Annotated in this window: 23 protein-coding genes; all 23 read right to left on the bottom strand. The window is 39.2% G+C overall.

Features of this window, described 5'->3' with window-relative positions; translation table 11 throughout:
• Positions 1-8 precede the first annotated feature (8 nt).
• Positions 9-938: an aspartate carbamoyltransferase catalytic subunit gene (locus CBG10_RS00525; protein ID WP_003669696.1), complete on the bottom strand. Its 930-nt coding sequence runs from the start codon at positions 936-938 to the stop codon at positions 9-11.
• 344 nt (positions 939-1,282) lie between these two features.
• Positions 1,283-1,918: a LysR family transcriptional regulator substrate-binding protein gene (locus CBG10_RS00520; protein ID WP_225361564.1), complete on the bottom strand. Its 636-nt coding sequence runs from the start codon at positions 1,916-1,918 to the stop codon at positions 1,283-1,285.
• The gene (locus tag CBG10_RS11380; RefSeq protein ID WP_225361563.1) at positions 1,822-2,154 is read right to left on the bottom strand and encodes a helix-turn-helix domain-containing protein; all 333 of its coding nucleotides are present in this window, start codon (positions 2,152-2,154) and stop codon (positions 1,822-1,824) included. The genes CBG10_RS00520 and CBG10_RS11380 overlap by 97 nt, the downstream gene beginning before the upstream one ends.
• A gap of 95 nt (positions 2,155-2,249) precedes the next feature.
• Entirely contained in the window at positions 2,250-2,594 is a 345-nt protein-coding gene (locus tag CBG10_RS00515; protein WP_003665402.1) for an AzlD domain-containing protein, read from the bottom strand.
• Positions 2,595-2,596: 2 nt separating this feature from the next.
• Entirely contained in the window at positions 2,597-3,505 is a 909-nt protein-coding gene (locus tag CBG10_RS00510) for an AzlC family ABC transporter permease (RefSeq protein ID WP_019253194.1), read from the bottom strand.
• A gap of 135 nt (positions 3,506-3,640) precedes the next feature.
• Complete coding sequence (locus tag CBG10_RS00505) at positions 3,641-4,786, bottom strand: sensor histidine kinase (RefSeq protein ID WP_065867276.1); 1,146 nt, start codon at positions 4,784-4,786, stop codon at positions 3,641-3,643.
• 31 nt (positions 4,787-4,817) lie between these two features.
• Positions 4,818-5,507 carry a response regulator transcription factor gene (locus CBG10_RS00500; RefSeq protein ID WP_003665397.1) on the bottom strand — a complete coding sequence of 230 codons (690 nt, stop codon included), beginning with the start codon at positions 5,505-5,507 and terminating at the stop codon, positions 4,818-4,820.
• A 179-nt stretch (positions 5,508-5,686) separates the two neighbouring features.
• On the bottom strand, positions 5,687-6,829 hold the full coding sequence (gene guaB / locus CBG10_RS00495) for an IMP dehydrogenase (protein ID WP_094511309.1): 1,143 nt from the start codon (positions 6,827-6,829) through the stop codon (positions 5,687-5,689).
• Positions 6,830-6,912: 83 nt separating this feature from the next.
• On the bottom strand, positions 6,913-7,845 hold the full coding sequence (locus CBG10_RS00490; protein ID WP_019253197.1) for a sugar-binding transcriptional regulator: 933 nt from the start codon (positions 7,843-7,845) through the stop codon (positions 6,913-6,915).
• 109 nt (positions 7,846-7,954) lie between these two features.
• On the bottom strand, positions 7,955-8,665 hold the full coding sequence (deoD, locus tag CBG10_RS00485) for a purine-nucleoside phosphorylase (RefSeq protein ID WP_003665392.1): 711 nt from the start codon (positions 8,663-8,665) through the stop codon (positions 7,955-7,957).
• A gap of 21 nt (positions 8,666-8,686) precedes the next feature.
• Positions 8,687-9,985 (bottom strand): pyrimidine-nucleoside phosphorylase, encoded by a 1,299-nt coding sequence (locus tag CBG10_RS00480; RefSeq protein WP_094511308.1) that lies wholly within the window; start codon positions 9,983-9,985, stop codon positions 8,687-8,689.
• Positions 9,986-10,013: 28 nt separating this feature from the next.
• Entirely contained in the window at positions 10,014-11,207 is a 1,194-nt protein-coding gene (locus CBG10_RS00475; RefSeq protein WP_094511307.1) for a phosphopentomutase, read from the bottom strand.
• Positions 11,208-11,259: 52 nt separating this feature from the next.
• Positions 11,260-11,934 (bottom strand): deoxyribose-phosphate aldolase, encoded by a 675-nt coding sequence (deoC, locus tag CBG10_RS00470; protein WP_003665386.1) that lies wholly within the window; start codon positions 11,932-11,934, stop codon positions 11,260-11,262.
• A gap of 210 nt (positions 11,935-12,144) precedes the next feature.
• Complete coding sequence (locus tag CBG10_RS00465) at positions 12,145-12,915, bottom strand: DUF1129 domain-containing protein (protein ID WP_094511305.1); 771 nt, start codon at positions 12,913-12,915, stop codon at positions 12,145-12,147.
• A 32-nt stretch (positions 12,916-12,947) separates the two neighbouring features.
• Complete coding sequence (gene ychF, locus CBG10_RS00460) at positions 12,948-14,045, bottom strand: redox-regulated ATPase YchF (protein WP_094511304.1); 1,098 nt, start codon at positions 14,043-14,045, stop codon at positions 12,948-12,950.
• An 83-nt stretch (positions 14,046-14,128) separates the two neighbouring features.
• Positions 14,129-14,326 (bottom strand): DUF951 domain-containing protein, encoded by a 198-nt coding sequence (locus CBG10_RS00455; protein WP_003665382.1) that lies wholly within the window; start codon positions 14,324-14,326, stop codon positions 14,129-14,131.
• 13 nt (positions 14,327-14,339) lie between these two features.
• On the bottom strand, positions 14,340-15,224 hold the full coding sequence (locus tag CBG10_RS00450; RefSeq protein ID WP_019251490.1) for a ParB/RepB/Spo0J family partition protein: 885 nt from the start codon (positions 15,222-15,224) through the stop codon (positions 14,340-14,342).
• Entirely contained in the window at positions 15,211-15,981 is a 771-nt protein-coding gene (locus tag CBG10_RS00445; protein WP_004562448.1) for a ParA family protein, read from the bottom strand. The genes CBG10_RS00450 and CBG10_RS00445 overlap by 14 nt, the downstream gene beginning before the upstream one ends.
• A 12-nt stretch (positions 15,982-15,993) precedes the next feature.
• Positions 15,994-16,962: a ParB/RepB/Spo0J family partition protein gene (locus CBG10_RS00440; RefSeq protein ID WP_019251489.1), complete on the bottom strand. Its 969-nt coding sequence runs from the start codon at positions 16,960-16,962 to the stop codon at positions 15,994-15,996.
• 17 nt (positions 16,963-16,979) lie between these two features.
• Positions 16,980-17,705: a 16S rRNA (guanine(527)-N(7))-methyltransferase RsmG gene (rsmG, locus tag CBG10_RS00435; protein ID WP_003665378.1), complete on the bottom strand. Its 726-nt coding sequence runs from the start codon at positions 17,703-17,705 to the stop codon at positions 16,980-16,982.
• Positions 17,706-17,880: 175 nt separating this feature from the next.
• A complete protein-coding gene (locus CBG10_RS00430; RefSeq protein ID WP_094511303.1) occupies positions 17,881-18,765 on the bottom strand; it encodes a 3-hydroxyacyl-CoA dehydrogenase in 885 nt (294 codons plus the stop codon).
• 102 nt (positions 18,766-18,867) lie between these two features.
• Positions 18,868-19,776, bottom strand: coding sequence for a ribonucleoside hydrolase RihC (gene rihC / locus CBG10_RS00425; RefSeq protein WP_094511302.1), 909 nt, complete (start codon positions 19,774-19,776; stop codon positions 18,868-18,870).
• An 80-nt stretch (positions 19,777-19,856) separates the two neighbouring features.
• Positions 19,857-21,062, bottom strand: coding sequence for a NupC/NupG family nucleoside CNT transporter (locus CBG10_RS00420; RefSeq protein WP_035161956.1), 1,206 nt, complete (start codon positions 21,060-21,062; stop codon positions 19,857-19,859).
• Positions 21,063-21,985: the final 923 nt, after the last annotated feature.

Raw genomic sequence — 21,985 nt, 5'->3', positions numbered from 1 at the left:
TCACCTTTTTACATCAATCCTTGGTAACGAAGAACTCGACTAAGAATTGCCATCCGGGTATATACGCCGTTTGTCATTTGTTGGAAAATGCGGGAATTAGGCGCTTCAACAAGGGAGCTATCAATTTCAACACCCCGGTTAACTGGCGCTGGATGCATAATGATTGCACCCTGCTTCATCTTTGCGGCCCGCTCTAAAGTTAAACCATAAGCTTGGTGATATTGATTAGCATCAAAAGCCTGACCGTCAGCAGTCGTTAACCGTTCATTTTGAACTCGTAGTAAATTAACTACATCCATTTGAGGAAGCAATTCGTCAAAGTCACCAAAAGTTCCATATTGTTCCAGTGTAGGATCATACCATTTTTCCGGACCAGCAAAGTAAACCTCTGCTCCTAGGCGATTAAGCATCATTGCATTTGAGTGCGCTACTCGGGAGTGACTAAGATCACCAATAATTAGTACTTTTAACCCCTTGAAATCGCCAAATTCTTCATTAATTGTCATCATATCAAGTAAACATTGGGATGGGTGTTGGCCACTACCATCACCACCATTTACAATTCCGATCTTAAGGTCTGAATGATTAATCAATTGGTTGTAATATTCATTTTCAGGATGACGGATTACCGCAACATTTACACCGATTGATTCCATTGTCTTAACAGTGTCATAGAGGCTTTCCCCTTTTTTCACTGAACTTGTGCCCGCTTCGAATTCTAGTACATTCATCCCCAACTTCATTTGTGCCATTTGGAAACTGGTCTTTGTTCGGGTTGAGTTTTCAAAGAAGAGGTTAACTGCGTATGCCGGGGCAGTGAGAACCGCTTGCTTTCCAGCTTTATATGCTTGAGCTTCATGAATTAAATCAATTGCATCTGCTGCGTCCATGTCGGCAACTGTTACTAAATTTGGTTGAATTCTTTCTGTACTAATCATCAATAGCGCTCCTTTTCCAGTCTAATTACAACAAAACAGTGATAACTTCCCATTTAAATTTCGAGAGTCATCACTGTTTGCTTTTAGGATATAAGTAGGCTAAAAACAACATACCGTTCTGCTCTCTCTGGAAACAATTAAATGGTCGGTCGTTTCAAAATACCTATTGATTTTACTGGCGCATTCTTGGTGCTATTGCTTAAAAGAAAAACCTCCTCAGCAATAGCTAAGAAGGTGTACTCAAACGCTCAATTAAATCCTTCCTAGCCTCACAGGACTAAGTTAAAGGTATTTTTGTTATTTATGATAATAAGCACAGTTTTCTAAATTGTCAAATCTTTTTTCTATTTTTCAAAAGATTCTTTTAGAGCTTGCCATAGCTTTTCCTGCCTTGGCGTGTGCTCCACATTTTTACGACGAACAAAAGCAAGGTTTTGGGTAACTTGGGGAACAATTGGTACCTTAACTACTTTGCTATCTAAGTTTTTACCTATGGATCGTTCCATCAACAAGGTTACCCCCATCCCTAAGGCAACCATATTTACTAATGTTTTTCCTTTTTCTCCTTCAAAAACGGAATGTAGGTCAAATCCCGCTGCAGCACAAACCTGTTGAACAAAGACAGCAAAGGGATTTTGATGGTTTAGGGTTAAAAACTTTTCTGCTTTTAGATCCGTAAGCGTTAATTCCTTTTGTTTAGAAAGTGGATTCCGCGCTGGGATATAAGCTACTAAATCATCAGTTCCCACTGAAAGTACTTCAAAATCATCGGGAAGTCTGCCGGCATAACTAATAAACGCCAACTCGCTTTCCCCTTGTTGTAGCTGTACCATTGGATCGACATCTTCAACAATATTCATCTTATGCTCCTGTGCCAATTGTTTCATAACCGGAGCTGCTTGATAATTAGCAAAGCCTGGAACGACAGCAACTTTAACTGCTTCTTCCGCTTCTTTTTTCGATAATCCGTAACTACCGATAATAATTTAGCGTGTTTTTGAGCAATTTCAGTAATCAACGGTAAACTTTTTGCTCCGATTTCAGTTAATTCAACTACGCCGCCTTCAGGTCTAATAAGCTTAATGCTAAGCTCTTCTTCGAGTGATTTAATTGTACGGACTAATTCATCAACTGTCATACCTGATTTTTTTGCTGCATATTGATAATCTAAAGTATTAGCAAGATTAACAAATGCAATTGTTTGCTTAAAGTCCAACGTACTCACTTCCTAAAATAAAAGGGATTGACTTCTTCGTAAGTTAGAAACCAATCCACTGTCTAAAGCTTAATTTAATTATAACAAAACTACTCTTAGAACGCTAAACTCAGAAGCCAAACAGCAACTAATCCAGCAATTACTGAGATTGACATTGACCGTGTAAAGTACGCAATCACAATCACGATCACTGCGGCAATGATTCGCTCTGGATAACCGAATAAAGTAAAATGATAAGAACCAGTTAAGAAGATTCCTTTTACAACCAGGGTCGCAAATAAACTAACTGGGACATATTTCATCCATTCATTAAACCATTCTGGGATTTTTCGCGTTGAAAAGAATAGTACTGGTAGATAACGGGGAATAAATGCCGCTAAAGCTGCCAAGATAATCACTATAATATGGTAAACGATTTTATTACTTAATAGTTGTTCCATGTCTAGCCCTCATCAGGATGTTGATCATCATGTTTTTTCTCTTCATGTTTCTCATCATGGTGTTCAACAACATCTTCAATCTTAGTTTCCAGTTTTTCAACTTCCTTAATTTCTTTTTGTTGAGCTTGTTTATCCTCGATCGTAGTCTTTGTGATCTTCGGCCTAAACATTTTTGTCAAGAACCAGTTCGAATTTGGATGCTTACTATGGTGACGAACTGTATTTTCAATCAAGAATCCAACAAAGGAAGCAATTAAGGTCGCAATAATAATCCCCAGTGTACTTTTAGTCAATGCCTGGAAGTATACACCAAGAACAGCTGCCAAGATGCCAATAACTAGGGTCAAGTGGTTTTGAACCTGCATTACGATCATATATAAGAATAAGGCTGTTAATGCAAAATCAACCACTTCAAGGTCAATCGAAATTGCACCACCAATCAAACCACCAACCATGTTTGAAATCGACCATGCTGCAAGTGAATAATACTCCACTAACAACGCGTCATCGGGGTTCCATTTCTTATCAGTTGCAAACTTCATATAGTTAACAGCATAGTTTTCATCGTTCATTGATGCAGAAAAGATGAAGATGAAACGAGCTGATTTATCCTTAATATATTTAGATAAACTTGATCCTAACAATGCATATCGTAACTCCAAGAAGAAAAGTGAGATAAAGATAGTCCCTAATGGAGCATTACTTGCTAATAACGATGCCAGGATAAATTGTGCCCCACCAGAGAACACTAATACTGACACCAATAAAATCATTATAAAGTTTAAACCTGCTGCGTGTAGTAAGATTCCGCAGGCCAATCCAATCGGAATATAACTAAGACACAGTGGCATTGAGACACCAAGCACCTCAAGCCAGCGTGTCCTTTCTGGATTTATTTGTGCTTTAGCCACAGAATTTCCTCCAATAATTTGTATCTTTTATAATATCAAGTGACACAATGCTCTTTTAGTCTACCACATATAAAATTAGTTGAATATAATTGGAAAAGAAAAAAGTCTAAAATCAAATGATTTTAGACTCTTTTCTCATTTTTGGGTGTTTTCTTTAATTTCTTGCTTTAAAGGTAAAGTGACAATAAATGCTGTTTCGTCTTCATTTGAGGTAACCTTGACACTCCCATGATGAAGATCAACAATGCTTTTAACAATCGCTAAACCTAATCCCGTCCCTCCAGTAGCTCGTGAACGGGAGGCTTCTGCTCGGTAAAATCGTTCAAATATGTGGTCAAGTGATTTTTCAGGAATTGGTGTCCCGTCATTAGCAACTTTGACGACCACCATGTCATTCGCTTGCCGGGCATCAATCCGGATGTAACTTGCACCATTGCCATATTTAAAGGCGTTTGAAACTAAATTATTAAAAATCCGCCCAAGTTTCTCAGGGTCTGCCTCGATCATTAATGGATTCGGAATAACTGAGGAAGTAATTTCAATGCCGCGGTGCTGAGCTTCTAATTCAAAACTTGCCGTTAACTGTTCAATTAACTGGTTAAGATCGATTTTCATGATGTTTACTGGTGCCCCATGTTGCTGAACCTTTGTATATTCAAACAAATCGTCTACCAAGTTCTTCATTTGCTTAGCCTTCTCGTAAGCAGTATGGGTGTATTTTAGAATATCTTCCTCACTACGATACTGCTTATCTTCAATCAGTCCCAAGTAGCCAATAATACTAGTCAATGGCGTCCGTAAATCATGGCTAACATTAGTAATTAACTCATCCTTTGACTTTTCAATCTTCCGTTCATCATCCATCGACCGCACCGCGCTATCAACTAATGCATTTACACTAGTAATAACATGCTGTTGATTTCCTTTTAGTCGAAACGGAATCCGATGATCTAAGTGCCCCTGCGCAATATAGTGTAATTCTGCGATAATATGATCCATTTGATAAAGATGATACCGTCGACGTAATCGCCACCATACCACCCACACATCAATAATTACTAAAAGGGCAATTAAGATCCGCTGGTAGCTCCATATTTGTGCTTGAAGAGGGCCAATCTTCAATGATTGCTTAATCATAAAGATTCCATTGGTTACTCCCGGATTTGACTGAATGGCATCTTGAATAATTACGATAATCGCCATATTCAGCAATAACAAGAGGATAACCGTTACTACCCCTTCTAAAATAAGCGAACTCTTTTCACGCCCCGTTAACTTCACAATCTTTCCTCCACATCATTAAGGCTAGGTTTTAGTGGTCTTCCACCTTATAACCAACACCCCAAACAGTTTGAATAACCTTTTCACCGTTAGTTGCTTCTTCAATTTTATCCCGTAAATGACTCACGTGAACCATGACTGTTTTTGCTGATACGACACTTTCTTGTTGCCACACCCGCTCAAAAATGTCATCTGCTGAGAAAACACGGTTAGGGTGACTGGCAAGTAAGTATAAGATACCAAACTCAAGGGCGGTTAACTGAATTACATCCCCCTTAATCGTCTTAACCTCGTGAGAATCTTTATTGATCAATAATGGACCGACATTAAGAATATCTGGTTGATCATTCGTCACTTCCCCTTGGCTCCGACGAAGTAATGACTTAACTCGTGCCATCACTTCTAGTGGATTAAATGGCTTAGTAACATAATCATCAGCTCCAGTGATTAGGCCTTGAATCTTATCCATATCTGCCGTTTTAGCTGAAAGCACTAAAATCGGAATGTCAGAGTCTTTCCGCACCCGCTTAATTACATCCATTCCATCAATTTCGGGCATCATTAAGTCAAGAATAATCAAGCCGATATCAGGATTAGTATTTAGTTTTGTTAATGCTTCTTTTCCGTCATAAGCAGAAATTGGCTCATATCCTTCATTTCGGATGTAAATTTCAAGTAATTGAACAATTTCTTTATCATCATCAACAACTAGAATTTTCATAAGAGGTACTCCTTTTTACAGCATAATATCCTATTTAATATTATAACTAACTATGAGAAAAAAGCGATCATTCTAGGATAGCCTTAACAAAAAGTTTACCCTCCATTATTTCTCGGGAAATAAAAACTGCCGTGACTATTCTTCACGAATAAGGTCATAGCAGTTTCTTATTGAATTAATTATTTATAGTTAGGTGCACTACGAGTAATTTGGACATCATGAGGATGTGACTCAATAAGCCCTGCGTTGGTAATTTGCACAAATTGGGCTTTTTCGATTAATGTTGGAATATTACCAGCACCAACGTAACCCATTCCTGAACGAAGGCCCCCATCAATTTGGAAAACAATATCAGAAACATCGCCCTTATATTCTACGCGAGCTTCAATACCTTCTGGAACAAGCTTATTAGCTTCATTTACTCCACCTTGGAAGTAACGGTCAGAAGAGCCATGGGCTTGAGCCATAGCGCCAACAGAACCCATTCCACGATAAGCCTTATACTTCTTACCATTGTCTTCAAAAATTTCACCAGGTGCTTCGGTCGTACCAGAAAGCATACTACCAAGCATTACTGCATTACCACCAGCAGCAAGAGCTTTTACAACGTCACCAGAGTACTTAATACCGCCATCGGCAATAATTGGCTTGTTATATTCACGAGCAACACTAGCAGCGTCATAAATAGCAGTAATTTGTGGAACACCAACTCCAGCGACCACCCGAGTAGTACAAATTGAACCAGGGCCGATACCAACTTTTACGACGTCAACACCAGCCTCAAACAAAGCGCGGGTAGCTTCACCAGTAGCAACATTACCAGCAATTAAGGTTGCGTCTGGGAAGTGTTCGCGAATTTCTGCAATCTTACGAAGAACACCTGCTGAATGTCCATGAGCTGTATCAATAACGATAGCATCTGCGCCCGCCTTCAAAAGGGCTTCAGCACGTTCAAAAGTATCACTAGTAACCCCAACTGCTGCAGCAACCAATAATCGATTATTATCATCAACAGCAGCCTTAGTTGCGCCTGCAGGTACGACTACGCTCTTTACATTAGCCACTTCTCCTGCTTGGGCTTGGATTGACATATTTTTGTGAACAACCCCTAAACCCCCTTGTAAGGCCATTGCAATCGCCATTGGTCCTTCAGTAACAGTATCCATTCCGGCACTAATCAACGGAATATGAAGCTTTAAATTATCAGCTAACTGTGTACTCAAGTTAACTTCATTTGGTAATACATGACTTTCAGCTGGGATAAGTAATACATCATCGAAGGTTAAGCCCTTCTTGGCAAATTTCGTGTCCCAATTTGACATCTGTAGTGCAACTCCTTTGATTTTTAATTAGGTATACTCTACTAGGATTTCGCACTGAGGTCAATCTAAATATTTAAATTAATTTAAATATTAACTAGACTATTTGCACTCTCTTGATCAATAACCAATGTATTTGCATATCCAGCACTCAAAACACCATGTACTGCTGGTACTTTAGCAACATTGGCCGCCACTAAAATGCTGTGTTTTTTCTTTCGCAATTCAGGAAGTGCAATTCCAATTGTTCGTTGATTGATATCTTCATTTACTATCTGACCCTTACTATCAATGAAACGAGAGAAAACATCCCCTACCGCCTCATGTTGTAATGTTAATTGCTCCTGCTTAGTAAAGTAACCTAATTTGAATAGTAAAGCTGAATCGCGTACTGTTCCTACTGTGAAAACCGCGATATTGGATTGCTCCCCTAATTTCATAATATGCTTGATATGAGTATCGTTAGCGACTAGTTCACGCGTCTTTGCATGATCAAAGATAACCGGTAACGGCAAATACTGCGGAACAGTATTAAAAGCATTCGCAAAAATATTAACAGTTTCAAACGCATAGTTTCGCGTATTAGTATTTGCCATACTGCCTTTCATTTGAACGACAGTGATATCAGTAACGTCTTTAGGTTTCAAATGCAATCCTACTTGATAAACTGTTTTCCCCCAGCCTAACCCAATAATATCTTTATCTTCTACGACTTGTTCGATATATTTAGCACCCGCTGCGCCAACTTCTTCAAGTGGATCATCCGCGCCTGGAACAATAATAATTTTATGCAAAGATGGATATTTAGCGAGCAAGTCCACTTCCAACTGGTGAAGCGGAGCAACTGGATTATGAATTTTAATGGTTACTAATCCTCGATCCCGACCAAATTGTAATAATCGTGACACTGTTGCCCGGGAAATATTCAGTTCAGCTGCAATATCGCTTTGGTTCCATCCATCACGGTAATATAAGGTTGCTACTTTCAGTGCTAATTCAATCTTATTTTTATCATCCATCTAATTCCCCTCCTTTCCCATATTAAAAGAGACTGGGCATTACCTCAGTCTCTTTCATTATCTAAACCACATTTTATTATAAAATGCACTCTCTAACCTATGCAAGAAGCTACTTTCCAGCAATCGCCGTTTCAAGCGAAATATTAATCATATCATTAAATGTTCGTTCACGTTCTTCAGCAGTTGCTTTTTCGTCGCCAAAGATTAAGTCGCTAACAGTCAGAACTGAAAGTGCCCGGAAATGAAGCTTAGCCGCTAACAAGTAAAGTCCAGCCGATTCCATTTCTGTTCCTAAAATTCCATAGTCCCGAAGCTTTTCCATATCAAGCTCATCATTGTAGAAACGATCGGCAGCAAAAATATCCCCAACTTTTGTTTCAATGCCTAATTTACCAGCTACATGATAGGCAGTATCTAACAACTTGAAATCAGCTAATGGTGCGTAATGGAATCCTGGTCCAAATGTATTTACCGTTACCGCTGAATCGGTTGAAGACCCTTGGGCAAGAAGAACATCGCGAACATGAACATCTGGCGCAATTCCTCCACAAGAACCAACCCGGATAATGGTTTTAACACCAAATTCACGTACTAACTCATTAATATAAATTGACATCGAAGGAATTCCCATCCCAGATCCTTGTACTGAAATACGGTGACCCTTATATTCACCAGTATAACCAAAGGCATTCCGGACTGAATTTACTTGTTTAACATTTTCCAGGAAGTTTTCAGCAATATATTTTGCACGTAGCGGATCCCCTGGAAGTAATACAGTGTCTGCGTAGTCACCCATTTTTGCATTAATATGTGTACTCATTGAAAGATTCCTCCTGTCTCTTTATTCAATAATTTCATGAATTAGCGTTGGTACCTTGCCATCATCGCTAATTTTAATACTTTCTCTTAGCAACTGTTCTATATCTGGAATTTCTTGGCGGTTACTATAGATTGTTAAAATTGGTTCGCCATCTTTAATGTAATCACCCAGCTTATGGTGTAATTCGATTCCTACACTATAGTCAAGGGCATCATCTGCCTTTTGACGGCCTCCACCTAATAACATGCTGGCAGTTCCAACTTCATCCGCTGAAAGCTTTGTCAAGACTCCATCTCGATCAGCTTTGAACGGAATCTTATATTTAGCTTGCGGCATTAATTGATAGTTATCAACAACAGCTGGATCTCCACCTTGTGCTTTTATCATTGCTGCAAACCGTTCAAGGGCTGATCCATCCTGAATAGTTTGCTCTAACATCTTTCGTGCTTCAGTAGTATTTTGTGCTTTTTCACCCATTACAACCATATAACTACCAAGCGTCAAAACTAATTCAGTAAGATCTTTTGGTCCCCTTCCTTTTAAGACATCAATTGATTCTTCAATTTCAAGGGAATTACCAATTTTATTTCCAAGTGGCTGGTTCATATCTGAGATTACTGCCATGCACTTTAGACCTGCTTGTTTACCAATCTCAACTAACGCTTTAGCCAGTAGCCTTGATTGATCAAGTGTCTTCATAAAGGCCCCGGTACCAGTTTTAACATCAATTACAAGCGCATCTGTTCCAGAAGCAATCTTCTTACTCATAATTGAACTAGCAATTAAAGGAATTGAGTCAACAGTGTCAGTAACATCACGTAATCCATAAATCTTCTTATCTGCTGGCGCAACCTCACCAGTCGCACCCACAATTGCTAATTTTTCTTTAGCAACTTGATTAATGAATTCATCTTCAGAAAGTTCTACCCGAAACCCCGGAATCGCTTCCAACTTGTCAAGTGTGCCTCCTGTATGACCAAGGCCACGACCTGAAATCATCGGAACCGGAATTCCTGTAGCGGCGACCATTGCTGCAAGTGGTAAACTCACTTTATCACCAACACCACCCGTTGAATGTTTATCAACCTTAATTCCAGGAATTCGGCTCAAGTCTAATCGTTCGCCAGACTCCATCATCTTCATTGTTAGGCTCGTCTGTTCTTCTTTGGTCATATCCTGGAAATAGATTACCATGAGGAGAGCACTAATTTGATAGTCAGGAATCGTTCCATTAACGACGCCATCGACAAAGAATTGTAATTGCTCATCGCTTAGAACTCCACCATTTCTCTTGGTGTCAATGATATCAACCATTCGCATCGTGTTTCGCCCCTTTCCTTAATTAATCTTAATCGTTACTAATTTCCTTGTAGAAGCTGGTACCTTTTACTGGTTCAACGTTAAAGTTCTCTAAGATAGTTGCACCAAGGTCTGAGAATGTCTTCCGCAACCCAAGTGATTGATTTGGCTTGTTCATTGAAGGAGAGTAAACCAACAATGGAACATTTTCACGAGTATGATCAGTTCCCTTAAAACCAGGGTCATTACCGTGATCAGCGGTTACCATCAAAAGATCATCAGGCTTCATTTCATCAAGAACTTTACCTAGACGCTTGTCAAAGTCCATTAATGCTTGACCAAAGCCCTTTGGATTACGCCGGTGACCATACATTGCATCAAAATCAACCAAGTTTGTAAAGCAGAAACCGGTAAAGTCTTGCTTCATTACTTCATCAACGTGATCCATTCCATCCATATTACTTTCGTTATGGTATCCTTTATCGATCCCTTCGCCAGAGAAGATATCATTAATCTTACCAACACCAATTACATCGTACCCAGCTGCGCGGAGGCGATCCATATCAGTCTCACCAATTGGCTTCAAACTAAAGTCATGTCGATTAGCAGTCCGGGTAAAGTGATCTTTATCGGGACCGACATATGGACGGGCAATAATCCGACCAACAGTATATTCTGGACCATTAACCAGTGTCCGAGCATATTCACAAATCTTGTAGAGTTCCTCAACAGGAATTACATCTTCATGGGCAGCAATCTGCATTACTGAATCACCAGACGTGTAGAGAATTAGTTCTCCGGTCTTCATTTGCCGTTCACCATAATCATGAATTACTTCTGTTCCTGAGTATGGCTTATTAACAATAACCTTTCGTCCTGAGAATTTTTCAAGCCTATCAACAATTTCTTGTGGAAAACCATTAGGGAACGTTGACAAAGGCTTCATTACTGGTAAGCCCATCATTTCCCAGTGACCATCCATACTATCTTTTCCGGCAGAAATTTCTTCCATTTTACCGTAATCACCAATAGCTGGATCAGCAACTGGCACCCCTTCAATTGGAGTATCACGTAAATTACTAATTCCTAATTTACCAAGGTTTGGTAGCTTCAAGGCACCTTTGTAATACTCACCAACGTGGCCAAGCGTATCTGATCCAACATCATCAAACTTTGCGGCGTCATGAGCAGCACCTGTACCAACTGAGTCCATTACAATAACAAAAACACGTTTATATGACATTTTCTGACTCCTCCTATTTCTGTAAATTAAGATTAGTAATTAAACTTTATTCTTATTGTTTTGCGGCTTCTTCTAAGATTTGAACAGAAGCGGAAACACCTAGACGGTTAGCACCAGCTTCAATCATATCGTAAGCTTCTTGAAGGCTGTGAATTCCACCAGCAGCCTTAATCTTAAAGTCAGGTCCAACTGCTTCACGCATAATCTTAACGTCGTCTACCTTCGCTCCTGAAGTTGAAAAACCAGTTGAAGTCTTAACAAAGTCAGCATCGCCTTTTACAGTAAGCTTACTTGCACGTGCTTTTTCTTCATCAGTAAGAAGAGCATTTTCAATAATAACTTTAAGAAGTTTACCCTTTTCGTGAGTAGCATCGGCAACCGCTTTGATATCAGCAACAACCGCATCATCATTTCCAGCTTTTAATTCACCGATATTGATAACCATGTCAATTTCATCGGCACCATCTTCAATTGCCTGCTTAGTTTCAAAAACTTTGCTTTCTGTTGAAGTTGCCCCAAGAGGGAAGCCGATAACTGTACAAGTGTTAATGTCAGTACCTTCTAATCCTTCATGAACTCGCTTAACCCAGTAAGGATTGATACAAACTGAAGCTGTGTTGTATTTCCGAGCTTCTTCAACCGTCTTATCAATCATCTCTGGAGTAGCTTCTGGTTTAAGCATTGTGTGATCCATGTATTTTGCTAATTGTGCTTGCGTTAACTTCATAATAATATGATCTCCTCTCAATCTTGAATGCGTTTTCATAAGATTACGTTTATATCTTAACAATCTATTGAACATTTGTCCATAGATTTTAAGAAATTTATTTCAAAAAAGAGCAAAATAAAAGAGCGAGAAAAACTTTCACCTTTCTCACCCTTATTTATTTTAAAGATAGCCTGGAAAATAGTTCCATTGCTAAGACTATTTGCCGTTTTAACGCCGCGGTGCACGGTTACCATAAAGTGAACCTGTAACATGGAATTTAGACCGGAAGTACATATCTCCAATGAAAGTAATAACTCCGATGCCAATGTAAACCCATGGATTAAGCCGTGGATTGATTACATTTGGCAACATACTTACAAGCATGTAAATAATCAACCATGCTGCTAAGCCGGCAACAATTAAAAGAATCCGTTGCCATAACGGCTTCTTACTTACCCGCTTACCGTTCTTATCAATTTGCGGTTGAACTTGAGTAGCCACATAACCAAAAATCAAGCCTCCAGTGATCGCCACGATTAAAATTGCGGTAATACCACTGCTTCCAGCATTCTTTGTTTGCATTGCAGCTGGTGATAACCAGAACATTAACCCAAACATAAAAGTAAAGATACTTAAGAAAATCAGCATATTATCAATTGCTAACAATTTAATTGATTGCTTACTTGCTTCAGCAGGAGTTGGCTTCGGATTCTTCAATTCTTTAGCATATTCGGTTGGAGTACCAAATAATGCCCGCGCAGTTTGGCCCTTCTTTTGCCCTGCTAGCAATTTATCAATAGTTTCCTTTAGCATTGGGTCTTTCTTATCTGAAGGAACACCGAGACGATCCAACTGTTTATTTAATTGATACATAAAATCTTCATTTTTTCGTGTTAGATCATAATTGCTAAAAGCATTTCCATTTGCTTGCCGGCGCTCTTTTTCTAATTGTTTTTGACGTTGGCCGGCTTGTGCATTCCGTGGTTGTTCTTCACTCACTATAAAACTACTCCTCTCTTATCTGCAGAGGTTTAAACGTTGAACCGGAATTCAACAATATCCCCATCTTGCATTACGTAATCTTTTCCTTCAAGACGGAGCTTTCCCGCTTCCTTTACCGCTGATTCAGAACCTAATTCATCAAGATCTTCAAAGCTCATTACTTCGGCCCGGATAAACCCACGTTCAAAATCAGAGTGAATAATTCCCGCTGCTTGTGGAGCCTTTGTTCCCTTCTTGTAAGTCCAAGCCCGCGTTTCAGGGCCACCAGCAGTAAAGAAGGTTTCCAGACCTAAGAGCTTGTACGCTGCCCGAATCAACCGGTTCAATCCCGGTTCAGCAACACCTTCCATTTCAAGGAAATCAGCCTTATCTGCTTCATCCATTTCGGCAATTTGCTCTTCAGCAGCTGCTGCAACACCAATAACTTCTCCGTCATCTTTTACATGCTCTTTAATTGCATCCATATATTTGTTACTATCTGGATCTGCCATATCTTCTTCGGCAATGTTAGCAACGTATAAGACTGGTTTACTTGTTAATAAGAACAGCCCTTTAACAATCTTTTGTTCATCATCACTAAAGTCAATTGAGCGAACACTCTTGCCATCTTCAAGAACTGGCTTAATCTTATTAAGCACTTCTAATTCTGCTAAAGCATCCTTATCACGACCCTTAGCAGCCCGCTGAACTTTTGCCAAACGCTTATTAACAGCATCTAAGTCAGCCATTACTAATTCCAAATTGATAGTATCGATATCTTCAATTGGGTCTACTTTTCCAGACACACTAGTAATATCATTATCATCAAATGCCCGCACTACATGGACAATTGCATCAGTTTGACGAATATTTTCCAAGAACTTGTTTCCAAGCCCTTCACCCTTACTAGCACCCTTAACAATTCCGGCAATATCGGTAAATTCAAAGGTAGTTGGGACGATCTTCTTCGCTGGAATTAATTCTTGGATCCGATCGAGTCGACTATCCGGAACTTCAACCATCCCCACATTGGGATCGATTGTTGCAAATGGATAGTTAGCCATTTCGGCACCAGCTTTAGTGATTGCGTTAAAAAGTGTTGATTTACCAACGTTTGGCAAGCCAACGATTCCTGCAGTTAATGACATAAATTGTTCACTTTCCTTTTCAATTAATCATTTATTATTTTAATCTACAATTAGGTATTTGTGATCATCAATCATTAAAAATATTAATCATCTTGATCAGCTTTTTCGATAACCTTTTTTAATCCCTTATCAAATTTTTGCCGGGTCATCATGACAATATGACCACAGCCTTGGCATTCAATTTTAATATCTGCACCCACCCGCGTAATCTTCCAGCGGTTAGTTCCACATGGGTGAGCCTTTTTCATCATTACAATGTCACCTTTATCATATGCTGCCATGAGTTATTCCTCCTTAATCTAGGGTTATATTTAATAATTCAAGAATTCGGGTAAAATCTTCATTTGACGTATAAGGTATTTCGATCTTCCCTGCGCCTTTTTTCCGACTTTGCGCGACAGCAACTTTTGTACCAAATTTACTCTGCAACTGTGATTCAGCTTCTCGAATATAGATTGGTTTTCGTTGCGTCCGCCGTTCTTCTTTCTTTTTGGCCGTTCCATTAGTCTGCGTTACAATCTCTTCCAATTGTCGCACTGTAAGATTCTGTTCGACAGCTCGTTGGGCAAGCGGAACAAGTTTTGTCTTATCTTTTAAACCAAGAATTGTCCGTGCTTGACCCATCGATAGTTTGCCAGTGTTAAGAAACTCTTTGATCACTTTCGGTAAACCTAGTAATCGCAAGTAATTGGCAATGTAAGGCCGACTTTTCCCTAGTCTGCTTGCCACCTGTGCCTGTGTTAATGATAATTTATCCATTAACATCTGGTAGGCCTGCGCTTCTTCAAGTGGTGTAAGGTCTTCACGTTGAAGATTTTCGAGAACCGCGATTTCCATCATCTGGTCATCGCTCATCTTACGCACAATTGCTGGGATAGTTTTCTGTTTTGCGATCTTAGAAGCTCTAAACCGTCGCTCTCCAGCGATTAGCTCATAACGGTTAATTTTTGGATCCGTTTGCCGCAGAATAATTGGTTGAAACACCCCTGATTTTTCAATCGATGAAGCTAACTCTGCCAACGCCTCTTTATCAAACGTTCGCCGTGGTTGATAGGGATTAGGATGAATTAACGATAACTTGATATCTTGAACCGTTTCATCCGCAAGTTCAGTTACTTCATTTTCCGCAAAGAGGGCTTCAATACCTCGGCCAAGCCCACCTTTTTTATTCTTTGCCATGGTTAGCCAACACTTCCTTTGCTAATTGTTGGTAGACGTGCGCCCCCGTTGAATTTTTATCATAATCAATAATTGCTAAGCCGTGACTTGGTGCCTCCGATAAACGAACATTACGAGGAATAATCGTATCATAAACCTGGTCACCAAAAAACTTTTTGACCTCAGAATTTACCTGTTGTCCAAGGTTTGTGCGCCGATCAAACATTGTCAAAAGGACCCCTTCAATCTTAAGTTGCGGATTGAAGTGTTTACGAACAAGCTTGATGGTATTTAAAAGCTGGCTTAATCCTTCCAAGGCATAATATTCACTTTGAACAGGAATCAGAATTGAGTCACAAGCAGTAAATGCATTAATCGTCAAGAGTCCCAAGGATGGTGGGCAATCAATTAAAATAAAATCATATTTTTGACGAATTTCACCAAACGAATCTTTAAGCCGTGTTTCCCGGGCCATTAAATTAGTTAATTCTACTTCGGCACCGGATAAAGCGATTGTTGTGGGAGCAATATCAACTCCTACGTGACTTGTCTTTTGAATGACATCCTCTAATGGCACTTCATTAATTAAAACGTCATAAATACTTTGCTTAATATTCTGTTTTTCAACGCCTAAACCACTAGTTGCATTCCCTTGAGGATCAAGATCAATTAATAAGACGCGCTGACCAGTCTCAGCTAAACATGCGCCCAAATTAACACTCGTTGTTGTCTTACCAACACCGCCTTTTTGATTTGCAAGGGCAATTACAGAACCCATTTTTTGGCCTCCCTACTGTTTCTTCGGAATTTCAATTGTTAATTGATAAGTATCGCCGTTTTCTTCCTCATGTAATTTAATCTCAAAGCCCTCATTTGTCGCTAGCTTAATTGATTTTTTAATCGTATTTAAAGCTAACCGTGCATCATTAACCTGCTGAGTTTTTTTGCTTCGGGCCTTCTTAGCTGTCTTTCGTTTAGGGGCGCGCTTCTTTTCCGTTGGCTTTTCTACTGGTACCTCTTCAACGTCTGCTGTTTCTTCAGTATGATCTTCAATAGATGCCAGTTCTTTGCGCTTAGCAGCTGCTTTTAATTCTGCAATTTCTGAAGGTAAAGGACGTCCTAGCAAACGAGCAACTTCATCTTCCGTCTGCCGAACTGTTAACCGTTCATTAACAATCCGCATTAACATATCACGTTGTTGCTTTTCATCTAAATCTAACAATGCTCGACCATGACGTTCCGTAATCCGGTGATCTAAAATAGCCGTTTGGACAGGAGTAATCAGGCGAAGTAACCGTAATTTATTGGCAACAAAGGACTGACTCTTTCCCATTCCCTTTGCTAATTGCGACTGCGTAAGATGGTTTAAGTCCATTAATTGCCGGTAGGCCTGCGCTTCTTCTACTGAACTCAATTGCGACCGTTGCAGATTTTCAATGAGGGCAAGCGATGCAGTTTCTTGATCACTCATCTTTTCGATTATTGCTGGTGCTTTTTCCCACTTCAAAAGCTTCATCGCCCGGTATCGACGTTCCCCAGCAATAATTTCATATTTTGCTGGTTCGTATTCACGCAAAACAATTGGTTGTAACAACCCGTGTTCATCAATTGTCTGTGCTAATTCACGAATACCGTCTTGATCAAAAACCTTTCGTGGCTGATAGCGGTTAGGAATGATTTGATCAATTTTTACTTCTACGACCTTATTTTTTGTATTATCAGAATTATTTTTTCCAATACCAAATAATGAAAAAGCCATACTTTCAACTCCTTATCTTATTGAATTGGTTTTTTACTTGGTAAGCCAGGACGACGTGGATATTTCTTAGGGGTCGCCTTTATCTTATCAATCACAATAATATTGCGTTCTTCATCAGTTCCCGGCAAAGTCAATGTCACCGTTTTTTGAACTTTTCCACCAAGCTGTTTGATTGCTGTTCCACCTTGTTGAAGTTCTTCGGGAGCAGCACTTGCCTTATAAGCAATAAATTCCCCACCAACTTTAGCAGCTGGCAAGCATAATTCGCTCAAAACCGATAGGCGGGCAACTGCGCGGGCGGTAACAATATCGAATTTCTCCCGATATGGACTGTTCTTAGCACTAAAAGTCTCTGCCCGATCATGAATCAATGTAACATCGGTTAACCCGAGCTTGGCAACTAAGTCTTCAAGAAAAGCGATGCGCTTATTTAACGAATCGACAATCGTTACCTTTAATTGCGGAAAAGCGATCTTCAGCGGTAACGAAGGAAAACCGGCACCAGCACCGATGTCACATAATGTCAATTCTTCACTCTCTAAGCGTGGTTCAGCAAACGCTCCCATAATTGAATCATAAAAATGTTTTAAATACACTTCATCCTTTTCAGTAATCCGTGTCAAATTTACATGTTCATTAGTTTCAACTAATAATCGATAATAGTCAGCAAATTGTTGCATTTGTTCTGCTGATAAGGCAATACCATGATCAGCTAATGCTTGTTGAAATTGTTCAGGATTCATTCATTAAGTCTCCTTTCGTGAAACATTTTTTGTTTCACGTTCTCTACTACTGTACCGTAATTTTGCCATTGTTGCAACCGGATTACGTGAAAATTGGAGCGCAAAATAGGGAGCAAGATAGCAGTCACGAGCGACTTCTATCCTGCTCCCTTTCCTAACGTTTTCAATATTTGATCTAATGTTTCAGAAAGTCTGGATCCATGAAGGCCGGATTGGGGTAATTATAAAATCCTTGACCCGATTCTTTTCCTTCGTGCCCTTCTTGAATCATCTGTTCCATCTTATCGGCAATTTCCTTATGACTTTCATCCTTAGTCTGGGCATAAGCATTCCGTTCAATTTGCGCTACCGTCCGTAAACCAACCATATCTAAAATACCAAATGGTCCCATTGGTGCACCTGTCGAAATCATCCAATCCTTATCAATCATCGCTGGATCAGCAACTCCTTTAGCCCACAAGCTAAGACCAGATGCAAGTAACGGAATCAAAAGGGAATTCAGAATATACCCGTGTTGTTCTTTATTAAGAATAACAGGAACCATCTTTATTTCCCGGGCAAACTTTGTAGCTTCTTCAATCACCTCTGGACTTGTTTGAGAGGTGCCCATAATTTCGACCACATTAAATTTCCAAATTTGGTTAGCAAAGTGCATATTAAGAAATTTTTCTGGCCTATCAGTATAAGGAGCTAGTTGGCTAGGGATAAATGTAGAGGAGTTGCTAGCAAAGATTGTTTTTTCAGGGGCTAATCCTGAAATCTCTTCGTAAAACCGCTCCTTTAACTCTAACGATTCTGGTAATGCTTCAATCATTAAATCAGCATCTTTAACCGCGGTCGCAACATCATCAGTAATTACTTTAATATTATCAAGGTCCTGTTGAAATTCCTTATCAGTCAAATGCAAGTCACGTTCATAATCACTTTTCAGCGCCTTGATCCGTCGTTCAGCGGTATCAATATGGTGATTATATACGCTGACATTAAAGCCGGATAAAGCCGTTTGATATGCAATCTGACTACCCAATACGCCAGCGCCGGCAATCATCATATTCTTCATTTGGTATTTCCTCCTTACTTTAACTACTACTATTATATCGTGAAGCGCTTACACTAGAAAGTAATAAAAAGAGCCGAAAGCAAACTCTCAGCTCCTAGTATCTTATTTCATTTTGCTTACTTCTTCTAAGAACCACTTATTGAAGTATTCAGCATCAATATCTAAACAAACCTTTGCGTTGGTCTTACCATCATGGTAAGCAGCGCGAATGTCACCAACAGTAGCACCAATTGCTGGACCGTCTGTTTGAACATCAACCCACATATCCTTCGTAGTAAATGCTTCTGGATGAAGAAGGTAGAAGATAGTATTAACATCGTGCATTGGACGCCCTTGATCACTACCATCATTATAGTGCGTGATTAATCCATGTAGCATTTCACCAGTCTTATTAAGACTACCAAGTTTCTCAATCGTATCCGCAGTTAAGAGCGCCTTTAAGGTAACATCCAATCCAACAGTTACAATTGGAACACCCACATTGTACATAATCTTAGCAGCATCTGGATCAGTAAAGACGTTGAATTCAGCTACACTAGTCATGTTACCGCCAGAGAATGAGCCACCCATCGCAACGATTTGCTTAACGTGACTCTTTACTTCTGGGTATTCACTAAAAAGTAATGCAATATTAGTGTATGAACCAGTTGGAACCAGGATGACTTCATCTTCAGCCATGATTGCGTCATGAAGTGCTTCAACAGCAGTCTTATCAAGAGGCTTACCATAATTGTCACCAAAGTCATAACCAGGCATTCCCGATTCACCATGAATTCGGGCAGCATCTTCAAAAGGCTTAATCAATGGTTGCTTGGCACCTGCTGCAACTGGAATATCCTTACCGAAGAAGTGAATAATCTTCAAAGCGTTAGCAGTTGTCTTATCAGCAGTAACGTTACCGGCAACTGTTGTAACTAATTTCAAGTCTAATGATGGGTCATTAATAGCCATCGTTAAAGCAGCTGCGTCATCAATACCTGGGTCAGTATCCATAATAATCTTTGTAGTCATAATTTTATCTCCTTTTTATCATGCAAGCGTTTTCGGATTTAATGTTGAAAAAAGCAGCCTTGCCAGCTGCTTTTCCATTTCTACCAAACAAAGAGACCAACAAATGCGGCTGATAATAATGAAACCAAAATACCAGAAAGCATTAAGTAACCAATGTTTGAAGCAATGTAATCGTTGTTTTCTTTGTCAACTAATCCTTTGAAGGCACCAATAATCATACCTAAAGTACCAAAGTTGGCAAATGAAGTTACGAAGACAGTCAAGACAGCCCGTAAGTGAGGTGCGTAACTGTTGATTTCACCAGTAACCTTACCCATAACAACGAATTCGTTAGTAATCAACTTCATACCCATATCTTGGGAAAGCATCCATGCTTGGTGAACAGGTAAACCAAGTAACCATGAGAATGGGAACATGATAACACCTAAGATACTTTCAAGTGAAAGGTCCTTCCAGAACAATGCTAAGATAGCATCGATCAAGGCTGCCAAAGCAACGAAGGCAACAACGTTAGCAATGATGATAAGGATTAACTTACCAGCACCTAAAATTGAGTCTCCCAAGAAACTGAAGAATGGTTCACGCTTATCAGAGTCAACTTCAGCACCGACCTTTTCGATGGTGTCATCTTCAGCTGGAACCTTAACAGGGTTTAACATACTTGCAGCAATCAATGAGTTAATAATGTTAATTGGAACAGCAGTCAGAATATATTGTCCTGGCATCATTTCAATATATGCACCAAGAATTGAAGCAGTAACACAAGACATTGACATCATGGCAATCGTCAAATTACGTTCCTTGTTCATGGCACGTAATTGCATACCAGAAACAGCCAAAACTTCGGTGTTACCTAAAAACATCATTTCTACAGCAAAGAATGATTCAAACTTAGGTTCACCAGTAATGAATGAAAGTCCACGTCCGATCCACTTAATAATCCATGGTAATACACCAATGTAGTTTAAGATATCGAACAATGGAACAATCATAAGGATTGGCATCAATGCAGAACAAATGAAGTTAAGGTTCTTTGGTGTGTACCAATCACCTAATGCAAACACAGTTCCTTTTGCAGAGACGTTAACAATCCAAGCAAAACCATCAGCGGCCGCTTTAACCCCAGCACGACCAGCTGCTGAACTTACTAGAAACCATGCTAAAAGTAAGTTCAAGACTACCATGATTCCTACAGTCTTCCAGTTGATTTCCTTTCGGTTCTTGGAGAAAAGCCATCCAATTCCAAGAAAGACAATCAACCCAATAATGTTGATAATAAGATACATAGACATGGCTGTGTACCCTCCTTAAATAGAATATTCGTTAACAGCCGTTCCAAATTAAGATAATATAATTGCAATTGTGGCGAGTTAACTACTTAAGAATATCTTTAAATTTGCTTCCTGTAAAGCGCTGTTTTGTAGACAATTTGTGAATTTCTATCATTTTTTAAATTATAATTTTACAATTCACTCATTTTATTAACTTTTCAGCTTTTTAAAATTTCACAAAGTTTTTTCAGAACTCATGAAAACGTTATCATATGTTAGTAAAAAGAAACGGAAAGGTTCACGTAGCAGATCGTCTTTGCTACGTGTCTTTCCGTCGCCCCTGCCAAGGTTTTCTATTATACTCAATAAAAACCAATTGAGCAAATGTTCAAATATTTAAAGAAGTAATTTACAGTTTCACTAACTTTCGTATTTCCCAGGAAATAATACAAATCTTTAAAGTTTAAACTGGCAGAAGCCCGGAACGTTTATCGATATAACATTCCGAGCTTCTCAACCATGAAAAAGTGGGAAGAAAGGCCGAGTATTATTATTTTTAATTTTTGGTAACTTATCTATCTGCTTAATACGAGGAACTTAAGCTTATCATTATAGGTTCGTTGTAGATATGGCCACTAATTACTTTTAGCTAACATACTTTTTACGGAAACTAAAGCGTTTCATGTGGAGTGGGGTGTTGGTATTTTCATGCAAAAAGTCTAATTAACGTACTTCAAAGTAGTTTTATTATGAGAAGATGTTTGTTAAATTCGGCCTTCTATCTTTCCACACTTTTAGTATAATCCCTCCCCCACTAAAAGACAATAAAACCGCGTCATAGCGGGATTTGTGCCCCTTGTAATTATTAAACAAAACCGTCTTTTCTATTACTTTTTACCATTCTCTTAAACTAATAATTGTCAAATGCAAAAGAAAAG

Source organism: Limosilactobacillus reuteri (assembly GCF_002254085.1).
Classification (GTDB): domain Bacteria; phylum Bacillota; class Bacilli; order Lactobacillales; family Lactobacillaceae; genus Limosilactobacillus; species Limosilactobacillus reuteri_K.
The sequence above is the reverse complement of the archived record's forward strand: the minus strand, read 5'-3'. Positions and strand labels throughout refer to the sequence as shown.